Source organism: Streptosporangium sp. NPDC023615 (assembly GCF_040640155.1).
Taxonomy (GTDB): domain Bacteria; phylum Actinomycetota; class Actinomycetes; order Streptosporangiales; family Streptosporangiaceae; genus Streptosporangium.
This window is the reverse complement of sequence record NZ_JBFABE010000028.1, coordinates 60,392-78,360: the sequence shown is the minus strand read 5'-3', so window position 1 is coordinate 78,360 and position 17,969 is coordinate 60,392. Positions and strand designations below refer to the sequence as shown.

Annotated in this window: 16 protein-coding genes; 10 read left to right on the top strand and 6 right to left on the bottom strand. The window is 72.1% G+C overall.

Annotated elements, in window-relative coordinates; all coding sequences use genetic code 11:
• Window positions 1–317: 317 nt before the first annotated feature.
• The 5 genes from AB0G16_RS20790 to AB0G16_RS20770 all read left to right on the top strand — a co-directional run bounded on the left by AB0G16_RS20790 (window position 318) and on the right by AB0G16_RS20770 (window position 4,752).
• Window positions 318–1,052, top strand: a complete 735-nt coding sequence (locus tag AB0G16_RS20790) for an NUDIX domain-containing protein (RefSeq protein ID WP_362807079.1) — start codon at window positions 318–320, stop codon at window positions 1,050–1,052.
• On the top strand, window positions 1,049–2,014 hold the full coding sequence (locus tag AB0G16_RS20785) for a lipopolysaccharide kinase InaA family protein (protein ID WP_362807076.1): 966 nt from the start codon (window positions 1,049–1,051) through the stop codon (window positions 2,012–2,014). The genes AB0G16_RS20790 and AB0G16_RS20785 overlap by 4 nt, the downstream gene beginning before the upstream one ends.
• A gap of 112 nt (window positions 2,015–2,126) precedes the next feature.
• On the top strand, window positions 2,127–3,083 hold the full coding sequence (locus AB0G16_RS20780) for a hypothetical protein (RefSeq protein ID WP_362807073.1): 957 nt from the start codon (window positions 2,127–2,129) through the stop codon (window positions 3,081–3,083).
• A 168-nt stretch (window positions 3,084–3,251) separates the two neighbouring features.
• Complete coding sequence (locus AB0G16_RS20775; RefSeq protein WP_362807070.1) at window positions 3,252–4,475, top strand: adenylosuccinate synthetase; 1,224 nt, start codon at window positions 3,252–3,254, stop codon at window positions 4,473–4,475.
• Window positions 4,476–4,527: 52 nt separating this feature from the next.
• A complete protein-coding gene (locus tag AB0G16_RS20770; protein ID WP_362807067.1) occupies window positions 4,528–4,752 on the top strand; it encodes a DUF6458 family protein in 225 nt (74 codons plus the stop codon).
• On the opposite strand, the gene AB0G16_RS20765 is transcribed toward AB0G16_RS20770, so the two are convergent.
• Window positions 4,749–5,042: a Dabb family protein gene (locus tag AB0G16_RS20765; protein WP_362807064.1), complete on the bottom strand. Its 294-nt coding sequence runs from the start codon at window positions 5,040–5,042 to the stop codon at window positions 4,749–4,751. The genes AB0G16_RS20770 and AB0G16_RS20765 overlap by 4 nt on opposite strands.
• Window positions 5,043–5,314: 272 nt before the next feature.
• Here AB0G16_RS20765 and AB0G16_RS20760 point away from each other — a divergent pair, with 272 nt between their 5' ends.
• On the top strand, window positions 5,315–5,785 hold the full coding sequence (locus tag AB0G16_RS20760; RefSeq protein ID WP_362807061.1) for a hypothetical protein: 471 nt from the start codon (window positions 5,315–5,317) through the stop codon (window positions 5,783–5,785).
• A gap of 214 nt (window positions 5,786–5,999) precedes the next feature.
• Here the strand turns inward: AB0G16_RS20760 and AB0G16_RS20755 are convergent, their stop codons facing one another.
• The 4 genes from AB0G16_RS20755 to pdhA form a co-directional block, all read right to left on the bottom strand.
• Window positions 6,000–7,718: an ABC transporter ATP-binding protein gene (locus AB0G16_RS20755; protein ID WP_362807058.1), complete on the bottom strand. Its 1,719-nt coding sequence runs from the start codon at window positions 7,716–7,718 to the stop codon at window positions 6,000–6,002.
• 796 nt (window positions 7,719–8,514) lie between these two features.
• Complete coding sequence (locus AB0G16_RS20750; protein WP_362807055.1) at window positions 8,515–10,095, bottom strand: dihydrolipoamide acetyltransferase family protein; 1,581 nt, start codon at window positions 10,093–10,095, stop codon at window positions 8,515–8,517.
• 11 nt (window positions 10,096–10,106) lie between these two features.
• On the bottom strand, window positions 10,107–11,084 hold the full coding sequence (locus AB0G16_RS20745; protein ID WP_362807052.1) for an alpha-ketoacid dehydrogenase subunit beta: 978 nt from the start codon (window positions 11,082–11,084) through the stop codon (window positions 10,107–10,109).
• Entirely contained in the window at window positions 11,081–12,172 is a 1,092-nt protein-coding gene (gene pdhA, locus AB0G16_RS20740) for a pyruvate dehydrogenase (acetyl-transferring) E1 component subunit alpha (RefSeq protein ID WP_362807049.1), read from the bottom strand. The genes AB0G16_RS20745 and pdhA overlap by 4 nt, the downstream gene beginning before the upstream one ends.
• Before the next feature lie 298 nt (window positions 12,173–12,470).
• Between pdhA and purS the strand changes: the two genes are divergently transcribed.
• The 4 genes from purS to purL all read left to right on the top strand — a co-directional run bounded on the left by purS (window position 12,471) and on the right by purL (window position 16,400).
• Window positions 12,471–12,734 (top strand): phosphoribosylformylglycinamidine synthase subunit PurS, encoded by a 264-nt coding sequence (purS, locus tag AB0G16_RS20735; RefSeq protein ID WP_362807046.1) that lies wholly within the window; start codon window positions 12,471–12,473, stop codon window positions 12,732–12,734.
• A gap of 158 nt (window positions 12,735–12,892) precedes the next feature.
• On the top strand, window positions 12,893–13,327 hold the full coding sequence (locus tag AB0G16_RS20730; protein WP_362807043.1) for an ATP-binding protein: 435 nt from the start codon (window positions 12,893–12,895) through the stop codon (window positions 13,325–13,327).
• A 137-nt stretch (window positions 13,328–13,464) separates the two neighbouring features.
• The gene (purQ, locus tag AB0G16_RS20725) at window positions 13,465–14,148 is read left to right on the top strand and encodes a phosphoribosylformylglycinamidine synthase subunit PurQ (RefSeq protein ID WP_362807040.1); all 684 of its coding nucleotides are present in this window, start codon (window positions 13,465–13,467) and stop codon (window positions 14,146–14,148) included.
• Entirely contained in the window at window positions 14,145–16,400 is a 2,256-nt protein-coding gene (gene purL / locus AB0G16_RS20720; RefSeq protein ID WP_362807037.1) for a phosphoribosylformylglycinamidine synthase subunit PurL, read from the top strand. The genes purQ and purL overlap by 4 nt, the downstream gene beginning before the upstream one ends.
• A 364-nt stretch (window positions 16,401–16,764) precedes the next feature.
• Here purL and AB0G16_RS20715 read toward each other — a convergent pair whose 3' ends face one another.
• Window positions 16,765–17,775: a hypothetical protein gene (locus AB0G16_RS20715; protein WP_362807034.1), complete on the bottom strand. Its 1,011-nt coding sequence runs from the start codon at window positions 17,773–17,775 to the stop codon at window positions 16,765–16,767.
• Between the last annotated feature and the right edge of the window lie 194 nt (window positions 17,776–17,969).

Here is a 17,969-nt window from a genome sequence, read left to right as displayed (position 1 = left end):
GGCGCCGCCCGGCGCCCGCCCCCGGTTCCCCCTCCGCTCCCGCGGCGGGCATGACGAGGGGCCGGTCCCGTTCCGACGGGACCGGCCCCTCGTTCACGTCTCCCGGGTCTCCCACCCACGTCCTGCTGGCCTCTCACCCACGTTGCCCGGCGTCCTCGCGCCTCCCGCCCGCGTCTTCCCGGGCTCCCGCCCGCGTCCTCCCGGCCTCCCGTCCACGCCTCCCGGACCCCTCTCCCGCGAACGGGACATTCCACGGCATTGACATCGCACCGGGTTATTCTCATAATGAGATTGTCTCAATTTGAGAAGGACGTGTGATGAGTGAAGCCGAGTTCCTGGCCGCGTACGACCCGCGGGCCTATCCCGCGGTGGCCGTGACCGTCGACGTGGTGGCCCTCACCATTCGCGGGGGTGGGCTGCGGGTCCTGCTGATCCGGCGGGGCGAGCAGCCGTACGCGGGGCGGTGGTCGCTGCCCGGCGGGTTCATCCAGCCGGGAGAGGACCTGCCCCAGGCCGCGGCGCGGGAGCTGGCCGAGGAGACGGGACTGTCCGACCGGGTGCACATCGAGCAGCTCGCCAGCTACGGCGCGCCCGACCGGGACCCGCGGATGAGGGTCGTGTCGGTCTCCTACCTCGCCTTCGCCCCCGACCTGCCCGACCCCCGGGCCGGCACGGACGCCTCCGAGGCCGCCTGGCACCCGGTCGGCGGGACGCCCGAGCTCGCCTTCGACCACGACCGGATCCTGGCCCACGGCCTGGAGCGGGCGCGCGGCAAGCTGGAGTACACCCCGCTGGCCACCGCCTTCGCCGGTGACACGTTCACCATCTCCGAGCTGCGCGGCGTCTACGAGACGGTCTGGGGCGTCCCGCTGCACGCGGGCAACTTCCACCGCAAGATCCTGTCGGTGCCCGGCTTCGTGGAGAGCACCGGCGAGACCACCGAGAGCGGCGGGGCCAGGGGCGGTCCCCGGGCCAAGCTCTACCGGGCCGGGGACGCCCGGCTCCTGCACCCCGCGCTGCTGCGGCCCGCCAGGGAGGAGACGATCAGGTGAGGACCACCGACGAGGCGATCAGGATGGTGAGCGCCGCCCGCACACCCGGCGACCTGTTCGGCGGGCCGTCCCCCCACCGCGTCTACCGCGCCCTGGCCAGGCTGCTCCATCCCGACCTGGCACCGGGGGCCGAGGCCGCCGAGGCGTTCACCCGGCTGGCGGAGCTCTGGGCGGCCCGGGGCGGGGCGGGCGCGGCACCCGAAACGGTGATCACCACCGGCCGGGGGTCCTACCGCCTCGGCGGCGTCCTGTGGCGCGGCGCCACGGCCGTGCTCTACCGGAGCGGTGCCGACACGCTGCTCAAGGTCCCGCGCAGTCACACCGACAACGACCTCATGCGCCGCGAGGCCGAAGCCCTGGAGACGATCGCCCGGGACGGGGACCCGCTGCTCCTGCCGTACGTCCCCCGGCTGGTGGAGTCGTTCCGGCACCGCTCGGGCGGGGTCGAGCGACAGGCCAACGTGATCAGCCGGGTGCCGGACGGCTTCGTGAGCCTGGACGAGATCGCACGGCGGCGGCCGGTGCTCGACGCGCGGGACGCGGCGTGGATCTGGCGGCGGCTGCTGGTCGCCGTCGGCGCGGCCCACCGGGCGGGGGTGGTGCACGGCGCGGTGTTCGGGCACCACGTTCTCGTCCACCCGATCGACCACGGCCTGGTGCTGGTCGACTGGAGCCAGTCCGTCCCGATCGGCACCCCGGTCACCGCCCTGGTGGCACGGCACCGGGACGACTACCCGCCCGAGGTCATGACCAGAAGGCCCGCGACCCCGGCGCTGGACATCCACCTCGCCACCCGGTGCGTGGCCGCCCTCATGGGCGACGGCGCCCCCGCCGCGATCCGGCGCTTCGTCCGGGGGAGCCTGCTCGGCCCGCCGGACGACGCCTGGCGGCTCCTGGCGGAGCTCGACGACCTGCTCGACGACCTGTACGGACCGCGGAAGTACCGGCCCCTGCGCCTGTGAGCGCCGCGGGCGTCCCGGCACCCGCCGGGGCGCGCGGGTCCCCGGCCGCCCCGCCCTCGTCCGTGATCACTGTCCTCCGGAACGTTCCACCCCCGATGCAAGGAGATCCCCCATGGGAAGCGGAATCTGGTCCACCGACGTCTACTCCGCCGCCGCGAGCTACCGCGCCGCCAAGGGCGGGAGCGCGTTCGCGCACACCGACAGCGGCGCCCGCACCACGCACCCCGATCTCGACCCGCGCGGGGTCGCGGCCCGCGAGAGCCGCGACTCCGCGGAGCACCCCGACTCGCTGGCCGTGGCCGTGCTGTTCGACGTGACCGGCTCGATGGGCGGGGTGCCCCGCCGACTGCAGACCAGGCTGCCCGACCTGCTCGGGCTGCTGCTGCGCAAGGGCTACGCGACCGACCCGCAGATCCTCTTCGGCGCGATCGGCGACGCCACCTGCGACCGCGCGCCGCTCCAGGTCGGCCAGTTCGAGTCGGACAACCGGATGGACGAGCACCTGGGGAAGATCCTGCTGGAGGGCGGGGGCGGCGGCCAGATGCGCGAGTCGTACGAGCTGGCGATGTACTTCATGGCCCGGCACACCTCGATCGACTGCTTCGAGAAGCGGGGCCGCCGCGGCTACCTGTTCATCATCGGCGACGAGCTGCCCTACCAGCACGTCAAGCGGCGCGAGGTCGAGAAGGTCATCGGTGAGCGGCTCGAACGGGACATCCCGATCAAGGAGATGATCGCCGAGCTGACCAGGATCTACGACGTGTACTACATCATCCCCGCCGGGGCGAGCCACGCCGGGAACGGCGGCGTGCTGTCCGCCTGGCGCGACCTGCTCGGGCAGAACGTGCTGGAACTGGACGACCTGGAGGCCGTCTCCGAGACCATCGCGCTCACCGTCGGCCTGGGCGAGGACGCCATCGACCTGCGGGAGGGGCTGGACGACCTGGAGGAGATCGGCTCGACCGCCGGGACCTCGGTGGGCAAGGCCCTGGCCAGACTCGACCGCGGCAGGCTCGTGGTCGCCGACGGGCTCGACCTGGGAGGCGACAGCGGCGTGCTGCGACTCTGAGAGGGGCTCCGGGAAGGGCCCCCGCGGGAAAAGGGCTCCCCGCCGCGCGGCGGCCACCGCGAGGCACGGCGGCGGGGAGCCCGCCACGAAGGGAGAGGCCCGGTCGCCGCCCCGCCCGGCGGGGCGGCGGCCGGCCGGTGGGAACGACGTCGACGAACGGGTGATCGTATGGACGAGCATGTGATCGTGACCGACCTCGGTTACGGCGACGCGGGCAAGGGGACCGTCGTCGACTGGCTCTGCGAGCGCGGGCCCGTGCGGGCCGTGGTCAGGTTCAACGGGGGCGCGCAGGCGGGGCACAACGTGGTCCTGCCCGACGGGCGGCACCACACGTTCGCGCAGTTCGGGGCGGGCACGTTCAGGGGGGTGCCGACCCACCTGTCCCGCCTGACGGTCGTGGACCCCCTGGCGCTGGCCCGGGAGGCCGCCCACCTGGCGGAGCTGGGCGTCCCCGACCCGCTCGCCCTGCTCACCGTGGACCGTGACGCCCTGCTCGCCACCCCGTACCACGTGGAGGCCGGGCGGGCCAGGGAGCTGGCGCGGGGCGAGGACCGGCACGGGTCGTGCGGCATGGGCGTCGGTGAGACCATGGCCTACGCCCTGGCGCACCCGGACCTGGCGCCGACCGCGGGTGACTGCGAGGAGCCCGCCCGGCTGACCCGCAAGCTGCGCGCCCTGCGCGAGGCGCTGGGGGTGACCGGGCCGGAGGTGGAGGACTGCGTCGCGGCGTTCCGGGCGTTCGCCGAACGGGTCGTCCTGGTCGGCTCCTCCTTCGTGACCGCCCTGCTGCGCGGGCGGCCGGTGGTCTTCGAGGGCGCGCAAGGGGTGCTGCTCGACGAGTGGCACGGCTTCCACCCGTACACCACCTGGAGCACGACGACCTTCGCGGGCGCGCTGGAGCTGCTCGGCGGGGCGCCCGCGCTGCGGCTGGGCGTGCTGCGGACCTACACCCCCCGGCACGGCCCGGGCCCGCTGGTGACCGAGGACACCGAGGACCCGGCCCTGGCGCTGCCCGAGGCCCACAACGGCACCGGTCCCTGGCAGGGTCCCTTCAGGACCGGTCACTTCGACGCGGTGGCCCACCGCTACGCGCTCGCGGCCGCCGGCGGGGCCGACGCCCTGGCCCTCACCCACCTGGACGCGCCGGTGTCGCGGATGTGCGTCTCGTACGACATCGGCGAGCTGCCGGTCGGCGCGCCCGGCGATCTGGAACGGCAGGCCCGGCTGACCGCCCGGCTCTCGCGGGTCCGGCCGCGCTACGCCGACGGGATCGACGACTGGCCCTCGGCCGTGGCGGAGGCGCTGGGGGTCCCGGTGTGGCTGGGATCGGCCGGACCCACCGCCGCGGACAAGGTCGTTCTGAGTGGTGTCATCGCGCGCGGAAGGGTATGACCATTTCCGTACGCTCCCTTTGCCTGGCGGACGGCCTTATCCGGAGGAAATCATGGGTGTCGGGATCAGCATCTTCTTTCTCACGCTCGGCGCCATCCTCCGCTTCGCCATCGAACCCGACGTCCTCGGCGAGTCCGTGCACATCGACGTGATCGGCCTGATCTTCATGATCGTCGGCGCCGTCGGGATCGTGCTGAGCGTCGTGATGGCCCCCCGGCGCGGCCATACGTCCGAGGACCGCCTGATGCACCGGGAGAACAACCCGCCGGAGTCCTAGACCTCGAACTGGACCGCCGCCCGGGAGGCCACGATCGGCTTGATGTGCTCGGCGATCACGGCCTGGTGCAGCGGGTGGTCGCGGTAGGCGAGGAAGTCGTCGACGCCGTCGAAGTCCGCGACGATCGCGAACTGGTGGTTGCCGGGGCTCACGCCCGCGTCGGCGCCGAGGGTGTAGGCGCGGATCTCCGGGATGGCCGCGGGCAGCCTGCCGAGTTCCTCCGCGACCCTGGCCCTCTGCTCGCCGGTGGCCTCCTCGGCCCAGGTGAACAGCACGACATGCCGGAACATGATCTTCCCTTCGGTTGGGTGCCCGGCCAGCGTACGGCCACGCGCGCCCGGCTCCGGCGGCGGGACAGGGCCGGAACGGAGCCTGGACGGAGCCGGGACAGGCCCCGCTCGGGACCGGGACGGCTCCGGCCGGCGGCTCCCCGTGTGATCCACGTCACTATCCGGCCGGGCGCGAACCCGCGGCGACCCTTTCGGCTACCTACCGGGTGATCCCGGACGACAGGGGATCACCACAGGTGTACGGGCCGGAAGGCCCTCACAAGGGAGTCGCCGTGAACAAGAGAACGATCGTCGCGATCGCCGGAATCGCCCTGACCGCCGGGGTGCTCGGGCCGGGCGCGCCCGCAGCGCTCGCCGGCGGCCCGACCGGCACGGCCGGTACCGTCGAGGCGGCCGGGGCGGCCGGCACGGCCGGGGCGGCCGGCACGGTCACCGTCGCGGCGGCCGCGTCCCGGCCGCCGAAGGGCGCCAGGGCGGTCGTCCGGGTCAGCCCCAACCCCACCGCCAGGCGGGGCGAGAAGGTGAGGATCACCGGTCACTGCGGCGGGGGCAGAGGGCTGAACGCCGTGATCAGCGGGTTCGGCGACAGGCCGGCGCTGGAGAACGTCCGCATCGTCGACTCCGACCCGAAGGGATTCGTGGCCGAGGCGACCCTCTCCCGCACGATCGGCAACGGCGTCGGTCCCGTGTTCGTCGACTGCGGCGGGGAGGCGGGCGTGACCCTCCTGGTCACCCACGTCTGAGCCGAGTCTCCTCGCGGGACCGGTGGAACCCGTGCCGCCCCGGAACAGGCCGGAACAGGCCGGGGCAGCCCCGTGGCGGGGGCCGAGCACGGACCGGGAGCGGTCGAGGGCTGAGCGGGGACGGGCCGGGGGCGAGCCCCTCCAGGAGGGCCCGCCCCCGGCCCGGCCGAATCCCCTCGGCCCGGCCGAATCCCCTCAGCCCGGCCGAATCCCCTCAGCCCGGCCGGACCATCGACCGGCGCGCGGCGGTCCTGACCCTGATCCGGCCGGAGCGGCGCGGGACGGGTTCGAGCACGATCTGCCGGGCGCCCTCGGGGACGGACCTGAGGTCATGGGTGATCATGATCGTCGTGCGCCCGCTCATGAGCCTGTTGAGCGGTTCCATGATCCGTGCCGCGGTGAGCGTGTCGAGCCCCGTCATGGGCTCGTCGAGGACCAGCACGGGAGCGTCGCGCAGGATCGCCCTGGCGATGGCGATCCGCTGGCGCTGCCCGCCGGACATCAGCCGGCCGCGCTGCCCGATCGGTGTCTCGTACCCCAGCGGAAGCGTGCCGACGAAGTCGTGCACGTCCGCCAGGACGGCGGCCCGGACGATGTCGTCCAGGTCGGCGCCGGGGCTGCCGTAGGCGATGTTCTCGCGTACGGTCCCGGAGAAGAGCAGGTTCTCCTGCTGCAGGATCGTGACGTTGTCGCGGAGCGACGCGCGGGTCAGGTCCCGGATGTCGTTCCCGTCGAGCAGGATGCGCCCGGCGGTGGGGTCGTAGAAGCGGAGCAGGAGCTTGGCGAGCGTGGACTTGCCCACGCCGCTGGGCCCGGTGCACACGACCAGTTCCCCGGGTTCGACGACGAACGACAGGTCCCGCAGCGTTGGCCTCGTCCGGTTCGGGTAGGTGAAGCCGACCCCCTGGAACTCGATCCTGCCCTCGCTGCGCCGGGTCAGGTCGACGGCGCCCTCGCGGTCGGTGACGGCCGGCCGGGTCCGCAGGATCTCGATGACCCGGTCCGAGCCCGCCGCCGCCTCCGAGACGGTGAGGGCGATCTGCCCCAGGCTCTGCACGGCCGGGTAGAGGTAGGCGAGGTAGGCCGCAAAGGCGAGCAGCCCGCCGATGGTGAGGCGTCCCGAGGCGATCTCCCACGCGCCGAACCCGAGGATGGCGATCAGGCAGACGGTCTCGATGACCTGCACGACGGGTCCGTACAGCGAGGACAGCCACGCCTGCGCCACGTTGGCCCGCAGCCAGGTGCGGCCCTCGGAGTGCAGCCGCTCGGCCTCGGCGCCCTGGCGGTTGTAGGACTGGACCAGCGACTGGTTGGAGAGGCTCTCCTCGATGACGCTGTTCATGGTCCCGTTGCTGAGCCGCTCGCGGGCGGCCGCCGTCCTGAACCTGCCCGCGAACATCTTCGAGACGATCAGGAACGCCGGGACCAGCAGGAACGTCAGCAGCGCCAGGTCCCAGCGGACGTAGAAGGCGGCCGCCGAGAAGAAGACGACGCTCGCGAGCGTGGTGAAGAGCTTGACCAGGCCGGTGCCGACCAGTTCCTCGATCGCCTCGATGTCGTCGGTGAGCCTGGCCATCAGGTCGCCGAGACGGCGGTTGTCGAAGAAGTCGGGCGTGAGGGTCTGGACGTGCTCGAACACCCTGTCGCGCAGCCGCAGCAGGAAGCGCTCGCCGCCCACGGACGTGAGGTAGGCGCCCGCGAACGACACCAGCCCCGCGACCGCCGCCAGGCCGAGCCAGGCGAGGGCGGGCATCCAGAACGCGCCCAGGTCCTGCCTGCTCAGCACCTCGTCGACGATGAATCCGAACAGGCCGATCGTGGCGACCTCGCACACGGCCGCGACGATCGCGAACACGCAGCCGGCCACGAGGAAACGGCGGATGCCGTACGTCTGCGGCCAGAACTCGCGGAAGGTCCTGCGGATGGAGACCACCGGCGTCTCGGGAGGCCGGCGGACGACGGCCCTCGGCCCGGCGGGCGAGGGCGACTCAGAGAATGAGAACCGACGGTTCACCCGTCGGCTCTCATGTGTTTCAGCTAGCACCGAACTCTGCTAGCACCGGTTCCGGCTACCACCACCAGCCGCCGCCCCCGCCACCGCCGCAGCCACATCCGCAACGACGACGGCGACGACAGCAACAGCCGCCCCAGTTCAGGTACCGGTTAGTCGGGAAGAGCTGCATGAAACTCATGTGCTTCCCCTTTCGTGCTAGGTTGTCGCACTTACCAATAACGACGGTAGCACCCATAGCAAGACAAATCATTAAATGCCTGGACGCATTATCGAGGTTTTAACAATCGATTTCAAGAAGGCTCAAAACGCGCCTTTTGCAAAGTCCGACAAAAGTCCAGAGAGCCCTTCGGGACCCCTCGTCCTCCCAGGAATGCGCAGCTTAAAGCTTGATCTAGAAGAGAGGAAAGGAGGTTTCCGAATTGCCGCCGTAGCGGCGTCACCGGCCCGCGTACGGCTCATCGCCCCGCCCTTGACGCACGACTCGGCGCACGGCTCGCCCACGACTCGGCGCGCCGGTCGCCACGCCCGGACAAGGGCCCGAACGACAATTGACAGCACGGGTCAGGAATTGTCAGGGGGGAGGGCGCCGATATGCGGCGGGACCGTCACCGGCCCGTTCCGCCGGCCGGGATCCGTCCGCCGTCGCGGTGAGGCGTGACACGAACGGGCGCGTCCCCTCGGCGGGAGGGGACGCGCCCGTCGCGTCCGGGGGCCGTCAGCCCCAGGCGAGCATGCGGAGCGGGTCCTCCAGCATGGCGCCGACGTCGCGCAGGAAGAGCGAGCCGAGCTCCCCGTCCACCACCCGGTGATCGAAGGACAGGGCGAGGGTGCACACCCGGCGCGGCACGATCTGCCCGTCCACCACCCAGGGCATCTCCCTGATCTGCCCGACGGCCAGGATCGCCGACTCCCCCGGGTTGAGGATGGGCGTCCCCGCGTCCACCCCGAAGACGCCCACGTTGGTGATCGTGATGGTGCCCCCGGCCATGTCGGCGGGCTGGGTACGGCCCGCCCTGGCGGTCTCGGCGAGGGCGCCGAGGGCGCCCGCCAGGGCCGGCAGGGAGAGCAGGTGGGCGTCCTTGACGTTGGGGACGAGCAGGCCCCGCGGGGTCGCGGCGGCGATCCCCAGGTTGACGCGGTGCTTGACCACGATCTCCTGGTTCGCCTCGTCCCAGGCGGAGTTGATCATCGGATGGCGGCGTGCCGCGACCAGCACCGCCTTGGCGACCAGCAGCAGCGGCGAGACCTTGACCTCCGCGAAGTCGGGCATGCCACGGAGCCGGCGGACCGCGTCCATGGTCGCCGTCACGTCCACCTGGAGGAATTCCGTCACGTGCGGCGCGGTGAACGCCGAGGCCACCATGGCCTGGGCGGTCGCCCTGCGCACGCCCTTGATCGGGATCCGCTCCTCGTCGCCGGCGTCGCCGGCGTTCCCGGCGGTCGCGGGGCGCGCCTGCGGCCGGACGCCGGCGTCGGCACCGCCGTCGGCATGACCGCCGCCGCCTGTGCCGGCGTCGAGCGCGGCCTGGACGTCCTGCCTGGTGATCGAGCCGTGCGGGCCGGTCCCGGTGATGACGGACAGGTCGATCCCGAGGTCCCTGGCGAGCTTGCGCACCGGGGGCTTCGCCAGGACCGCGACCCTGCCCGGGGACGCCGCCCCGGCCCGCTCCGTCACCGGCGCCGCCGACGAGGCCGCCGAGGCGACCGCGGGGGTTCCGGCCGACCGCACGGGAGCAGCCTGTGCGGGGGACGCGGGTGCGGGGAGCGCGGCGGGGGACGCCGGGGGCGGGGCGGTGGGCGGGGCGGTGGGCGGGGCGGTGGGCGGGGCGGCCCGGGGAACGGCCTCGGCACCGCCGCCGGACGGCGCCGCCTTGCGCGGGCGGCGCTTGGCCGTGCCGGTCTTGACGCCGTAGCCGACCAGCACCGGCTGGCGGGCGCCGGCCGGAGCCTCCGGGACCAGGTCCTCGGCCAGCGCGTTCTCCCGGCTCTCCCCGGCGATCGGCGAGGCGGTGCCGGTGGCGCCGGGAGCATCGGGGGCGGAGGCGCCGGGGGTGGGACCCGTGCCGTCGTCCACCGCGATGATCGGCCTGCCCACGTCCACGGTCTCGCCCTCGTCCGCCATGAGGGCGGCGACCACGCCCTCGAACGGGCAGGGCAGCTCGACCACGGCCTTGGCGGTCTCGATCTCCACGATGGTCTGGTTGACCGTGACCGGGTCCCCGACCTTCACGTGCCAGCGGACGATCTCCGCCTCGGTCAGTCCCTCGCCCACGTCGGGGAGCTTGAACTCCTTCATCCGTCCCCTCCTCAGAACGCGAACGCGCGGTCGACGGCGTACAGGATCCTGTCCAGATCCGGCAGGTAGTGGTCCTCCAGCTTCGAGGGCGGATAGGGGGTGGAGGGGCCGCCGACCCGCAGCACCGGGGCCTCCAGGGTGTAGAAGCACTCCTCGGTCACCCGGGCGGCGAGCTCGGCGCCGAAGCCGTTGTAGACGGGCGCCTCGTGCACCACGACGCAGCGGCCGGTCCGGCGTACCGACTCGGTGACCTTGGGCAGGTCGAGCGGGTTGAGGGAGCGCAGGTCCAGCACCTCCAGGGAGCGGCCGTCGTCCTCGGCCGCCTTGGCCACCTCCAGGCAGGTCTTCACCGTCGGCCCGTACGTCAGCAGGGTGAGGTCGGCGCCCTGCCGCACCACCCGGGCCTCGTCGAACGGGGTCCAGGAGGTGGAGTCGACGTCCACGTCGGCCTTCTCCCAGTAGCGCCGCTTGGGCTCGAAGAACACCACCGGGTCGTCGCAGCGGATCGCCTGCTGGATCATCGTGTAGGCGTCGGCCGGGTTGGAGCAGGCCACGACGCGCAGGCCCGCGGTGTGGGTGAAGTAGGCCTCGGGCGACTCGCTGTGGTGCTCCACCGCGCCGATGCCGCCGCCGCACGGGATCCGGACCACGACCGGCAGCCTCAGCTTGCCCAGGGAGCGCAGCGGCATCTTGGCGAGCTGGGTGATGATCTGGTCGGCCGCCGGGTAGACGAACCCGTCGAACTGGATCTCGCAGACCGGGCGGTAGCCGCGCAGCGCCAGGCCGATGGCCGTGCCGATGATGCCGGACTCGGCCAGCGGGGTGTCGATGACCCGCTGCTCGCCGAAGTCCTTCTGCAGGCCGTCGGTCACCCGGAACACCCCGCCGAGCTTGCCCACGTCCTCACCCATGATGAGCACCTTGGGGTCGTCCTCCATGGCCTTGCGCATTCCCTCGTTGAGCGCCTTGGCCAGTGCCAGAACCGTCATGCCTCGAACCCCTCCAGGTAGGTGGCGAACTCGGCACGCTCGGCGTCCACGAGCGGGTGCCTCTCGGTGTAGACGTGGTCGAAGATGGCCAGCGGCTCGGGGTCGGGCATCTCCAGGCAGCGTTTGCGCACGTCTCGCCCGAGGTCGGCGGCCTCGGCGTCGATCGTCTCGAAGAACTCCTGGTCGGCGATCTGGCTCTTGAACATGTAGGCCCGCAGCCGCTCGATCGGGTCCTTGAGCTTCCACGCCTCCAGCTCGGCCGCCACCCGGTAGCGGGTCGGGTCGTCGGAGGTGGTGTGGGCGCCCATCCGGTAGGTGAACGCCTCGATCAGCGTGGGGCCCTGGCCGGACCTGGCGTCGGCCAGGGCCTTGCGGGTGACGGCCAGGCAGGCGAAGACGTCGTTGCCGTCGACCCGGACGCCCGGGAACCCGAACCCGCTGGCCCTGCGGTACAGCGGGATGCGCGTCTGCTTCTCCAGCGGCTCGGAGATGGCCCACTGGTTGTTCTGGCAGAAGAACACCACCGGCGCGTTGAACACCGACGCCCAGATGAACGCCTCGTTCACGTCGCCCTGGGAGGTGGCGCCGTCGCCGAAGTAGACGATCGAGGCGGCCTCGGCGCCGTCGCGCTGGATGCCCATGGCGTAGCCGACCGCGTGCAGGGTCTGGCTGCCGATCACGATGGTGTAGAGGTGGAAGTTGTGCTCGGCCGGGTCCCAGCCGCCGTGGTTGACACCGCGGAACAGGCCGAGCAGGTTCACCGGGTCCACCCCCCGGCACCAGGCGACACCGTGCTCACGGTAGGTGGGGAAGGCCATGTCGGCCTCGGTCAGTGCCCGCCCCGAGCCGATCTGGGCGGCCTCCTGGCCGAGCAGCGAGGCCCAGATGCCCAGCTCGCCCTGGCGTTGCAGGGCGACGGCCTCCAGGTCGACCCGGCGGACCAGGACCAGGTCCCGGTAGAGTCCGCGGATCTCCTCGGGCGTCAGGTCGATGTCGTAGTCGGGATGCTCGACCCGTTCTCCTTCGGGGGTCAGCAGCTGGATGAGCTCCGGGGGTGCTTCCGCACCACGAGAGGCGTCGACTGTCACGTGCCGCTCCTGATGTGCTCGGGGCCGTCTGGATGGGTTCGCCACCGCCGTCGGCCGATTCGCGACGCGTTCGTCCTGTCTGGTATTAGTTCGTCCGCGTCTGTGGCCATCGTGGCAGAGGTCACATGCATCTGCGCAAGACCTACCGGGGCGTCCATATGATCCCCGTTCCCTCGGGATCTTCTTTCACCCGCGGTTCCCGGCCCGGGAACCGCGCCGCGGACCCGGCTCCGCGACGTGGTCCGGGCCCGTTACTCTTGAGCTTCGCACCGTCCCCGTCGCAACCAGGAGGAACGCCGTGACGCGCGTCATCGTCGACGTCATGCTGAAGCCGGAGATTCTCGACGCGCAGGGGCAGGCGATCGCCCGCGCGCTGCCGCGGCTCGGCTTCTCGGGGGTCTCGGCGGTACGCCAGGGCAAGCGGTTCGAGATCGAGATCGACGGCCCCGCCGACGAGACGGCACTTTCGGACGTCCGGAAAATGGCCGAAACTCTGCTCGCCAACACGGTGATCGAGGACTACGTCGTCACCGTGGAGTCATCGGCCGTCACCAAGGGTTGATCTATAGCCCAGATGTGGGCATATCCATCCATATGGACGGAGCAATCCCACGGCTTGACCACCAGTCAATAACATTACGGTTATTTTGCGGTTAGCCCGGATTCTGCAGGGAAGCCTTCACTGTGGTGACGTCTGACCCCGAGAGGAAACCGGTGGACATGGAGTTCTCGCTGGCCCTGCCGCGACAGGCCGTCGGTATACCGATGGTCCGCAGGGCGCTCGGGGACTCCCTGTGCTCGCTCGGAGTCACCGAGGAGTGCATCTCCGACATCCTGCTCGCGGTGACCGAGGCGTGCGCCAACGCCGTGCGGCACGGCGGCCCGGCCAACCGCTACGAGGTGGAGACCTCCGTCGGCGAGGGCCGCTGCGACGTCCGCATCATCGACCGGGGCCAGGGCCTCGTGCGGGTGCCGGAGCAGTACCCGCCCTCCGACGCCGAGAACGGCAGGGGCCTGCTCATCATGCAGGCGGTGGTGGACGAGATCTCCTTCGACATCGCCCCCGGCAGGGGCACGGTCGTGCACCTGCGCAAGCGCCTCGACTGGGACGACGACGTCCTCTTCTCGCGCGACCGGGTGCTCGCGGCCGTCTGACGGCCCTCCCTTCTTGGGATCGGCCACACCGCGCGTGAGCTCCCACCCGGAGCGGATAGCCTGGACGCACCGCCGCAGACCGACGTCCGATGTGTGAGACGCCGGCGCGGCGCCCGTTTGTGGAGGGGAACGCTGCCATGAGTGCTGCCCGCGTGGGCGTCGTCACTTTTCCCGGAACGCTTGACGATCAGGACGCGGCCCGCGCCGTGCGCCATGCGGGCGGCGAAGCCGTCCCGCTCTGGCACGCGGACCCCGACCTGAGGGGGGTGGACGCGGTCTTCCTGCCGGGCGGGTTCTCCTACGGGGACTACCTGCGCTGCGGGGCCATCTCCCGGTTCGCCCCGCTGATGGAGGAGCTGATCCCGGCCGCCAGGGCGGGACTGCCGGTGCTGGGCACCTGCAACGGCTTCCAGATCCTCTGCGAGGCCCACCTGCTGCCCGGGGCGCTGATGCGCAACGCCGGGCTGCACTACATCTGCCGTGACCAGGGCATCCGGGTGGAGAACACCGCCACCCCCTGGACGCGAGACTTCGCCGAGGGCCAGGAGATCGTGCTGCCCGTCAAGCACGGCGAGGGCCGCTACGTCGCCGACCCGGCCACGCTGGCCGCGCTGGAGGCCGCCGGCCAGGTCGTCTTCCGCTACTCCGGCGGCAACCCCAACGGCTCCCTGAACGACATCGCGGGCATCCGCAACGAGGCCGGCAACATCGTCGGGCTCATGCCCCACCCCGAGCACGCCGTCGAGGACCTCACCGGGGCCCCGAGCACGGACGGGCGCGCCTTCTTCTCCTCGATCCTGAAGAGCATGGTGAACGCATGACCCTCGACACCGTCAAGCGGGCCGAGGACACCCCCGGCGAGCCCCAGCCGTACGCCGAGCTCGGCATGAAGATCGACGAGTACGAGCGGGTCCGCGAGATCCTCGGACGCCGGCCCACCGGCTCCGAGCTGGCCATCTACAGCGTCATGTGGAGCGAGCACTGCTCCTACAAGTCCTCCAAGGTGCACCTGCGCCAGTTCGGCACCAAGGCGCCGGAGTCGGCCGCGCTGCTCGTCGGCATGGGCGAGAACGCCGGCGTGGTGGACGTCGGTGACGGCTGGGCCGCCACCTTCAAGATCGAGTCGCACAACCACCCGTCCTACGTCGAGCCCCACCAGGGCGCGGCGACCGGCGTGGGCGGCATCGTCCGCGACATCATGTCGATGGGCGCCCGGCCGATCGCGGTTATGGACGCGCTGCGCTTCGGCGCCGCCGACGCCCCCGACACCCGGCGCGTGCTGCCCGGCGTGGTCGAGGGCATCAGCCACTACGGCAACTGCCTGGGGCTGCCCAACATCGGCGGCGAGGTCGTCTTCGACCCCTGCTACATCGGCAACCCGCTGGTCAACGCGCTCTGCGTGGGCCTGCTCCGCAAGGACCAGATCAAGCTCGCCGTGGCCCCCGGGCCGGGCAACAAGGTCGTCCTGTTCGGCGCCCTGACCGGCCCCGACGGCATCGGCGGCGCCTCGGTGCTGGCCTCGGCCACGTTCGAGGACGAGTCCCAGGCCAAGCGCCCCAGCGTCCAGGTCGGCGACCCCTTCATGGAGAAGCTGCTGATCGAGTGCTGCCTGGAGCTCTACCAGGCCGACGTGGTCGTCGGCATCCAGGACCTCGGCGCCGCCGGCGTCTCCTGCGCGACCACCGAGCTGGCCGCCAAGGGCACCGGGGGCATGGACGTCAGGCTCGACCTGGTGCCGCTGCGCGACCCCTCGCTGCGGCCCGAGGAGATCCTGATGAGCGAGTCGCAGGAGCGGATGATGGCGGTCGTCACGCCCGACGACATCGACGCCTTCATGGCCATCTGCGCCAGGTGGGACATCCCCGCGACCGTGATCGGCGAGGTCACCGACTCCGGCCGCCTGGTGATGACCTGGCACGGCGAGACCATCGTCGACATCCCGCCGGGCACCGCGGCCGACGAGGGCCCGGTCTACGAGCGGCCGTTCCACGAGCCCGCCGGCCAGGTCGCGCTGAACGGCGACGACCCGGCCCGCCTGGCCCGCCCCGACGACCTGCGCGCGGCGCTGCTGGAGCTGCTGGGCTCGCCGAACCTGGCGTCCAAGGAGTGGGTCACCTCCCAGTACGACCGCTACGTCCGCGGCAACACCGTGCTGGCCCAGCCCGCCGACGCGGGCGTGCTGCGCATCGGCGAGGTCATGCCCGGCGCCGAGGAGACCACCCGGGGCATCGCGCTGGCCACCGACGGCAACGGCCGCTACGCCCGCCTCGACCCGTACGCCGGGGCGCAGCTCGCCCTCGCCGAGGCGTACCGGAACGTCGCCGTGACCGGGGCGACGCCGCTGGCGGTGACCAACTGCCTGAACTTCGGCTCCCCCGAGGACCCCGAGGTCATGTGGCAGTTCTCCGAGGCCGTGCGCGGCCTGGCCGACGCCTGCAGGACCCTCGGCGTCCCGGTGACCGGCGGAAACGTCTCGTTCTACAACCAGACCGGCTCGGTGCCGATCCACCCGACGCCGGTCGTCGGCGTGCTCGGCGTCATCGAGGACGTGGCCGGCCGCGTGCGGTCGGGCTTCACCGGGGAGGGCGACCGCGTCGTGCTGCTCGGCGAGACCGAGGAGGAGTTCGGCGGTTCGGAGTGGGCGCACGTGACCCACGGTCACCTGGGCGGCCTGCCGCCGGCGGCGCGCCTGGAGTCCGAGCGCGACCTGGCTCTCGTCCTGGCCGAGGCGGCCGCGCGGGGGCTGCTGACCGGTTCCCACGACCTGTCCGACGGCGGGCTGGCCATCGCGCTCGCCGAGGCGTGCCTGGCCCAGGGTGTCGGCTGCACGGTCGCGCTCACCGGGCAGGACGCGTTCGTCGACCTGTTCAGCGAGTCGTCGGCCCGAGCGCTGGTCACCGTCAGGCCGGAGTCGTTCGACGCCTTCGCGGAGCTGTGCGCGGCCCGCGAGGTGCCCTGCTACGGCCTGGGCGTCACCGGCGGCGACGCCCTGAAGGTGGAGGGCGTCCTGGAGGTGCCGGTCACCGAGCTCCGGGAGATCCACACGGGCACCCTGCCCGCCATCTTCGGCTGAGCGCGTCCCCGCCGACCGCACGGCCGCTCCTCCGGTCGCCGCGCGGCGGCCGAAGAAGCGGTGGAGAACGCGGACCGGCCGTGTCCCGGGTCTTTCGACCCGGGACACGGCCGGTCTCGTATATGTGGATCACACGGTGACGCGCCGGTGGGCGGGGCGGGGGCACGAGGTCCCCGCCCCGCCACATGGCCGGCGCGCCGCCGCGAACGGGTCCGACGACCGTTCGAGCGCGCGGATCGACCGGGTGAGCGTACGGATCGGCCGGGCGCACGGGCCGGCCGGGCGCACGGGCGAGCGCGGATCGATCAGGTGAGCGCGCCGGTCGGCCGGGACGTGCCCGGCTCGCGTGGCGCGCGCCCGAGGGTCACTTCTTGACGCAGACCACGTAGACGGTGCCCTTGGCGGAGGCGCTGAGGCTGTGCGCCTGCCCGCCGTTCGGCGCGTTCTTGGTCGCGGCGCCCGGGGTGGTGGTCGGGGCGGCGCCCTTGTCGGTGCCCTTGTCCGCGCCCTGGGTGCTCGAGGAGGCGTCCTTGTCGGCGCTCTGGGCGTCGAAGATCGGGAGGTCCCTCTTCAGGCTCACCGACCAGGCGGAGGCCGAGGACGGGTAGGAGCCGGTGACCAGGAAGTACCTCATGGTGGTGAGGTTGTAGCCGCCGCCGGTCGCGACGTCACCGCTGTTGCAGCCGACCGAGGGCTTGCCGTCGTTGGTCAGGCTGAAGTCGAGGTTCTTGATGTAGGTGGTCAGCGCGCCACCGTCCTTGCCGTCCTTGCCGTCCTTGCCGGGGGCACCGGGCTCGCCCTTGGGACCCTGCGCGCCGTTCTTGCCGTCCTGGCCGTCCGTACCGTTCCTGCCGTCGGTGCCCTTGGGGCCCTGGGGTCCCTGCGCGCCGGTCTCGCCCTTGGGACCCTGCGGGCCGGTGGCGCCGGTGTCACCCTTGGGACCCTGCGCGCCGTCCTTGCCGTCGGTGCCCTTGGGGCCCTGGGGCCCCTGCGCGCCGGTCTCGCCCTTGACGCCCTGCGGGCCGGTGGCGCCGGTCCTGCCCTGGAAGCCCCGGGGACCCTGCGGGCCCTGCGCGCCGGTGTCGCCCTTCGCACCCTGGGGACCCCTCGGACCCTGCGGCCCCTGAGGACCGGCCGAGGCGATGCCCTGCTGGGTCTCGGTCGTCTGACCCCACTTGGTCCGGAACTCGGTCGTCCGGCACTTGGCCGTGGCGTTGACGATCCGGGTGTAGCGCGTCTGCTTGTGGACGCACGCGTGAATCTCGGCACCCGCCGACGAGGCGACGGCGCTACCGCTCGCGGTGAACAGGGTTCCGGCGAGAACGCCGACGGTCACGACGGCGAGCGTGCGTCCGCCCGGTAACTTGACAGCCACAGGGCTTCCTTTCTGAGGCACCAGATCCTGGTGTGATTGAAGAGACACGTAATACACGTTTCAACCGTTCCAACGGTTGGCGCACGGATCATCACGCTTCGGCATCGGAGGCCGGCGCGCGCCCGGGCCCGGCCACCACCGGCCCTGTGGGGAATAAGACGCTCTCCGGCACCGGCCACGTACGGAATAATCGG

What these genes read in the sequence shown, in the direction of transcription:
- AB0G16_RS20790 (WP_362807079.1), top strand. Translation starts at nt 318, where the DNA reads ATGAGTGAAGCCGAGTTCCTGGCCGCGTACGACCCGCGGGCCTATCCC.
- AB0G16_RS20780 (WP_362807073.1), top strand. Translation starts at nt 2,127, where the DNA reads ATGGGAAGCGGAATCTGGTCCACCGACGTCTACTCCGCCGCCGCGAGC.
- AB0G16_RS20775 (WP_362807070.1), top strand. Translation starts at nt 3,252, where the DNA reads ATGGACGAGCATGTGATCGTGACCGACCTCGGTTACGGCGACGCGGGC.
- AB0G16_RS20770 (WP_362807067.1), top strand. Translation starts at nt 4,528, where the DNA reads ATGGGTGTCGGGATCAGCATCTTCTTTCTCACGCTCGGCGCCATCCTC.
- AB0G16_RS20765 (WP_362807064.1), bottom strand. Translation starts at nt 5,042, where the DNA reads ATGTTCCGGCATGTCGTGCTGTTCACCTGGGCCGAGGAGGCCACCGGC.
- AB0G16_RS20750 (WP_362807055.1), bottom strand. Translation starts at nt 10,095, where the DNA reads ATGAAGGAGTTCAAGCTCCCCGACGTGGGCGAGGGACTGACCGAGGCG.
- AB0G16_RS20745 (WP_362807052.1), bottom strand. Translation starts at nt 11,084, where the DNA reads ATGACGGTTCTGGCACTGGCCAAGGCGCTCAACGAGGGAATGCGCAAG.
- AB0G16_RS20730 (WP_362807043.1), top strand. Translation starts at nt 12,893, where the DNA reads ATGGAGTTCTCGCTGGCCCTGCCGCGACAGGCCGTCGGTATACCGATG.
- purQ (WP_362807040.1), top strand. Translation starts at nt 13,465, where the DNA reads ATGAGTGCTGCCCGCGTGGGCGTCGTCACTTTTCCCGGAACGCTTGAC.
- purL (WP_362807037.1), top strand. Translation starts at nt 14,145, where the DNA reads ATGACCCTCGACACCGTCAAGCGGGCCGAGGACACCCCCGGCGAGCCC.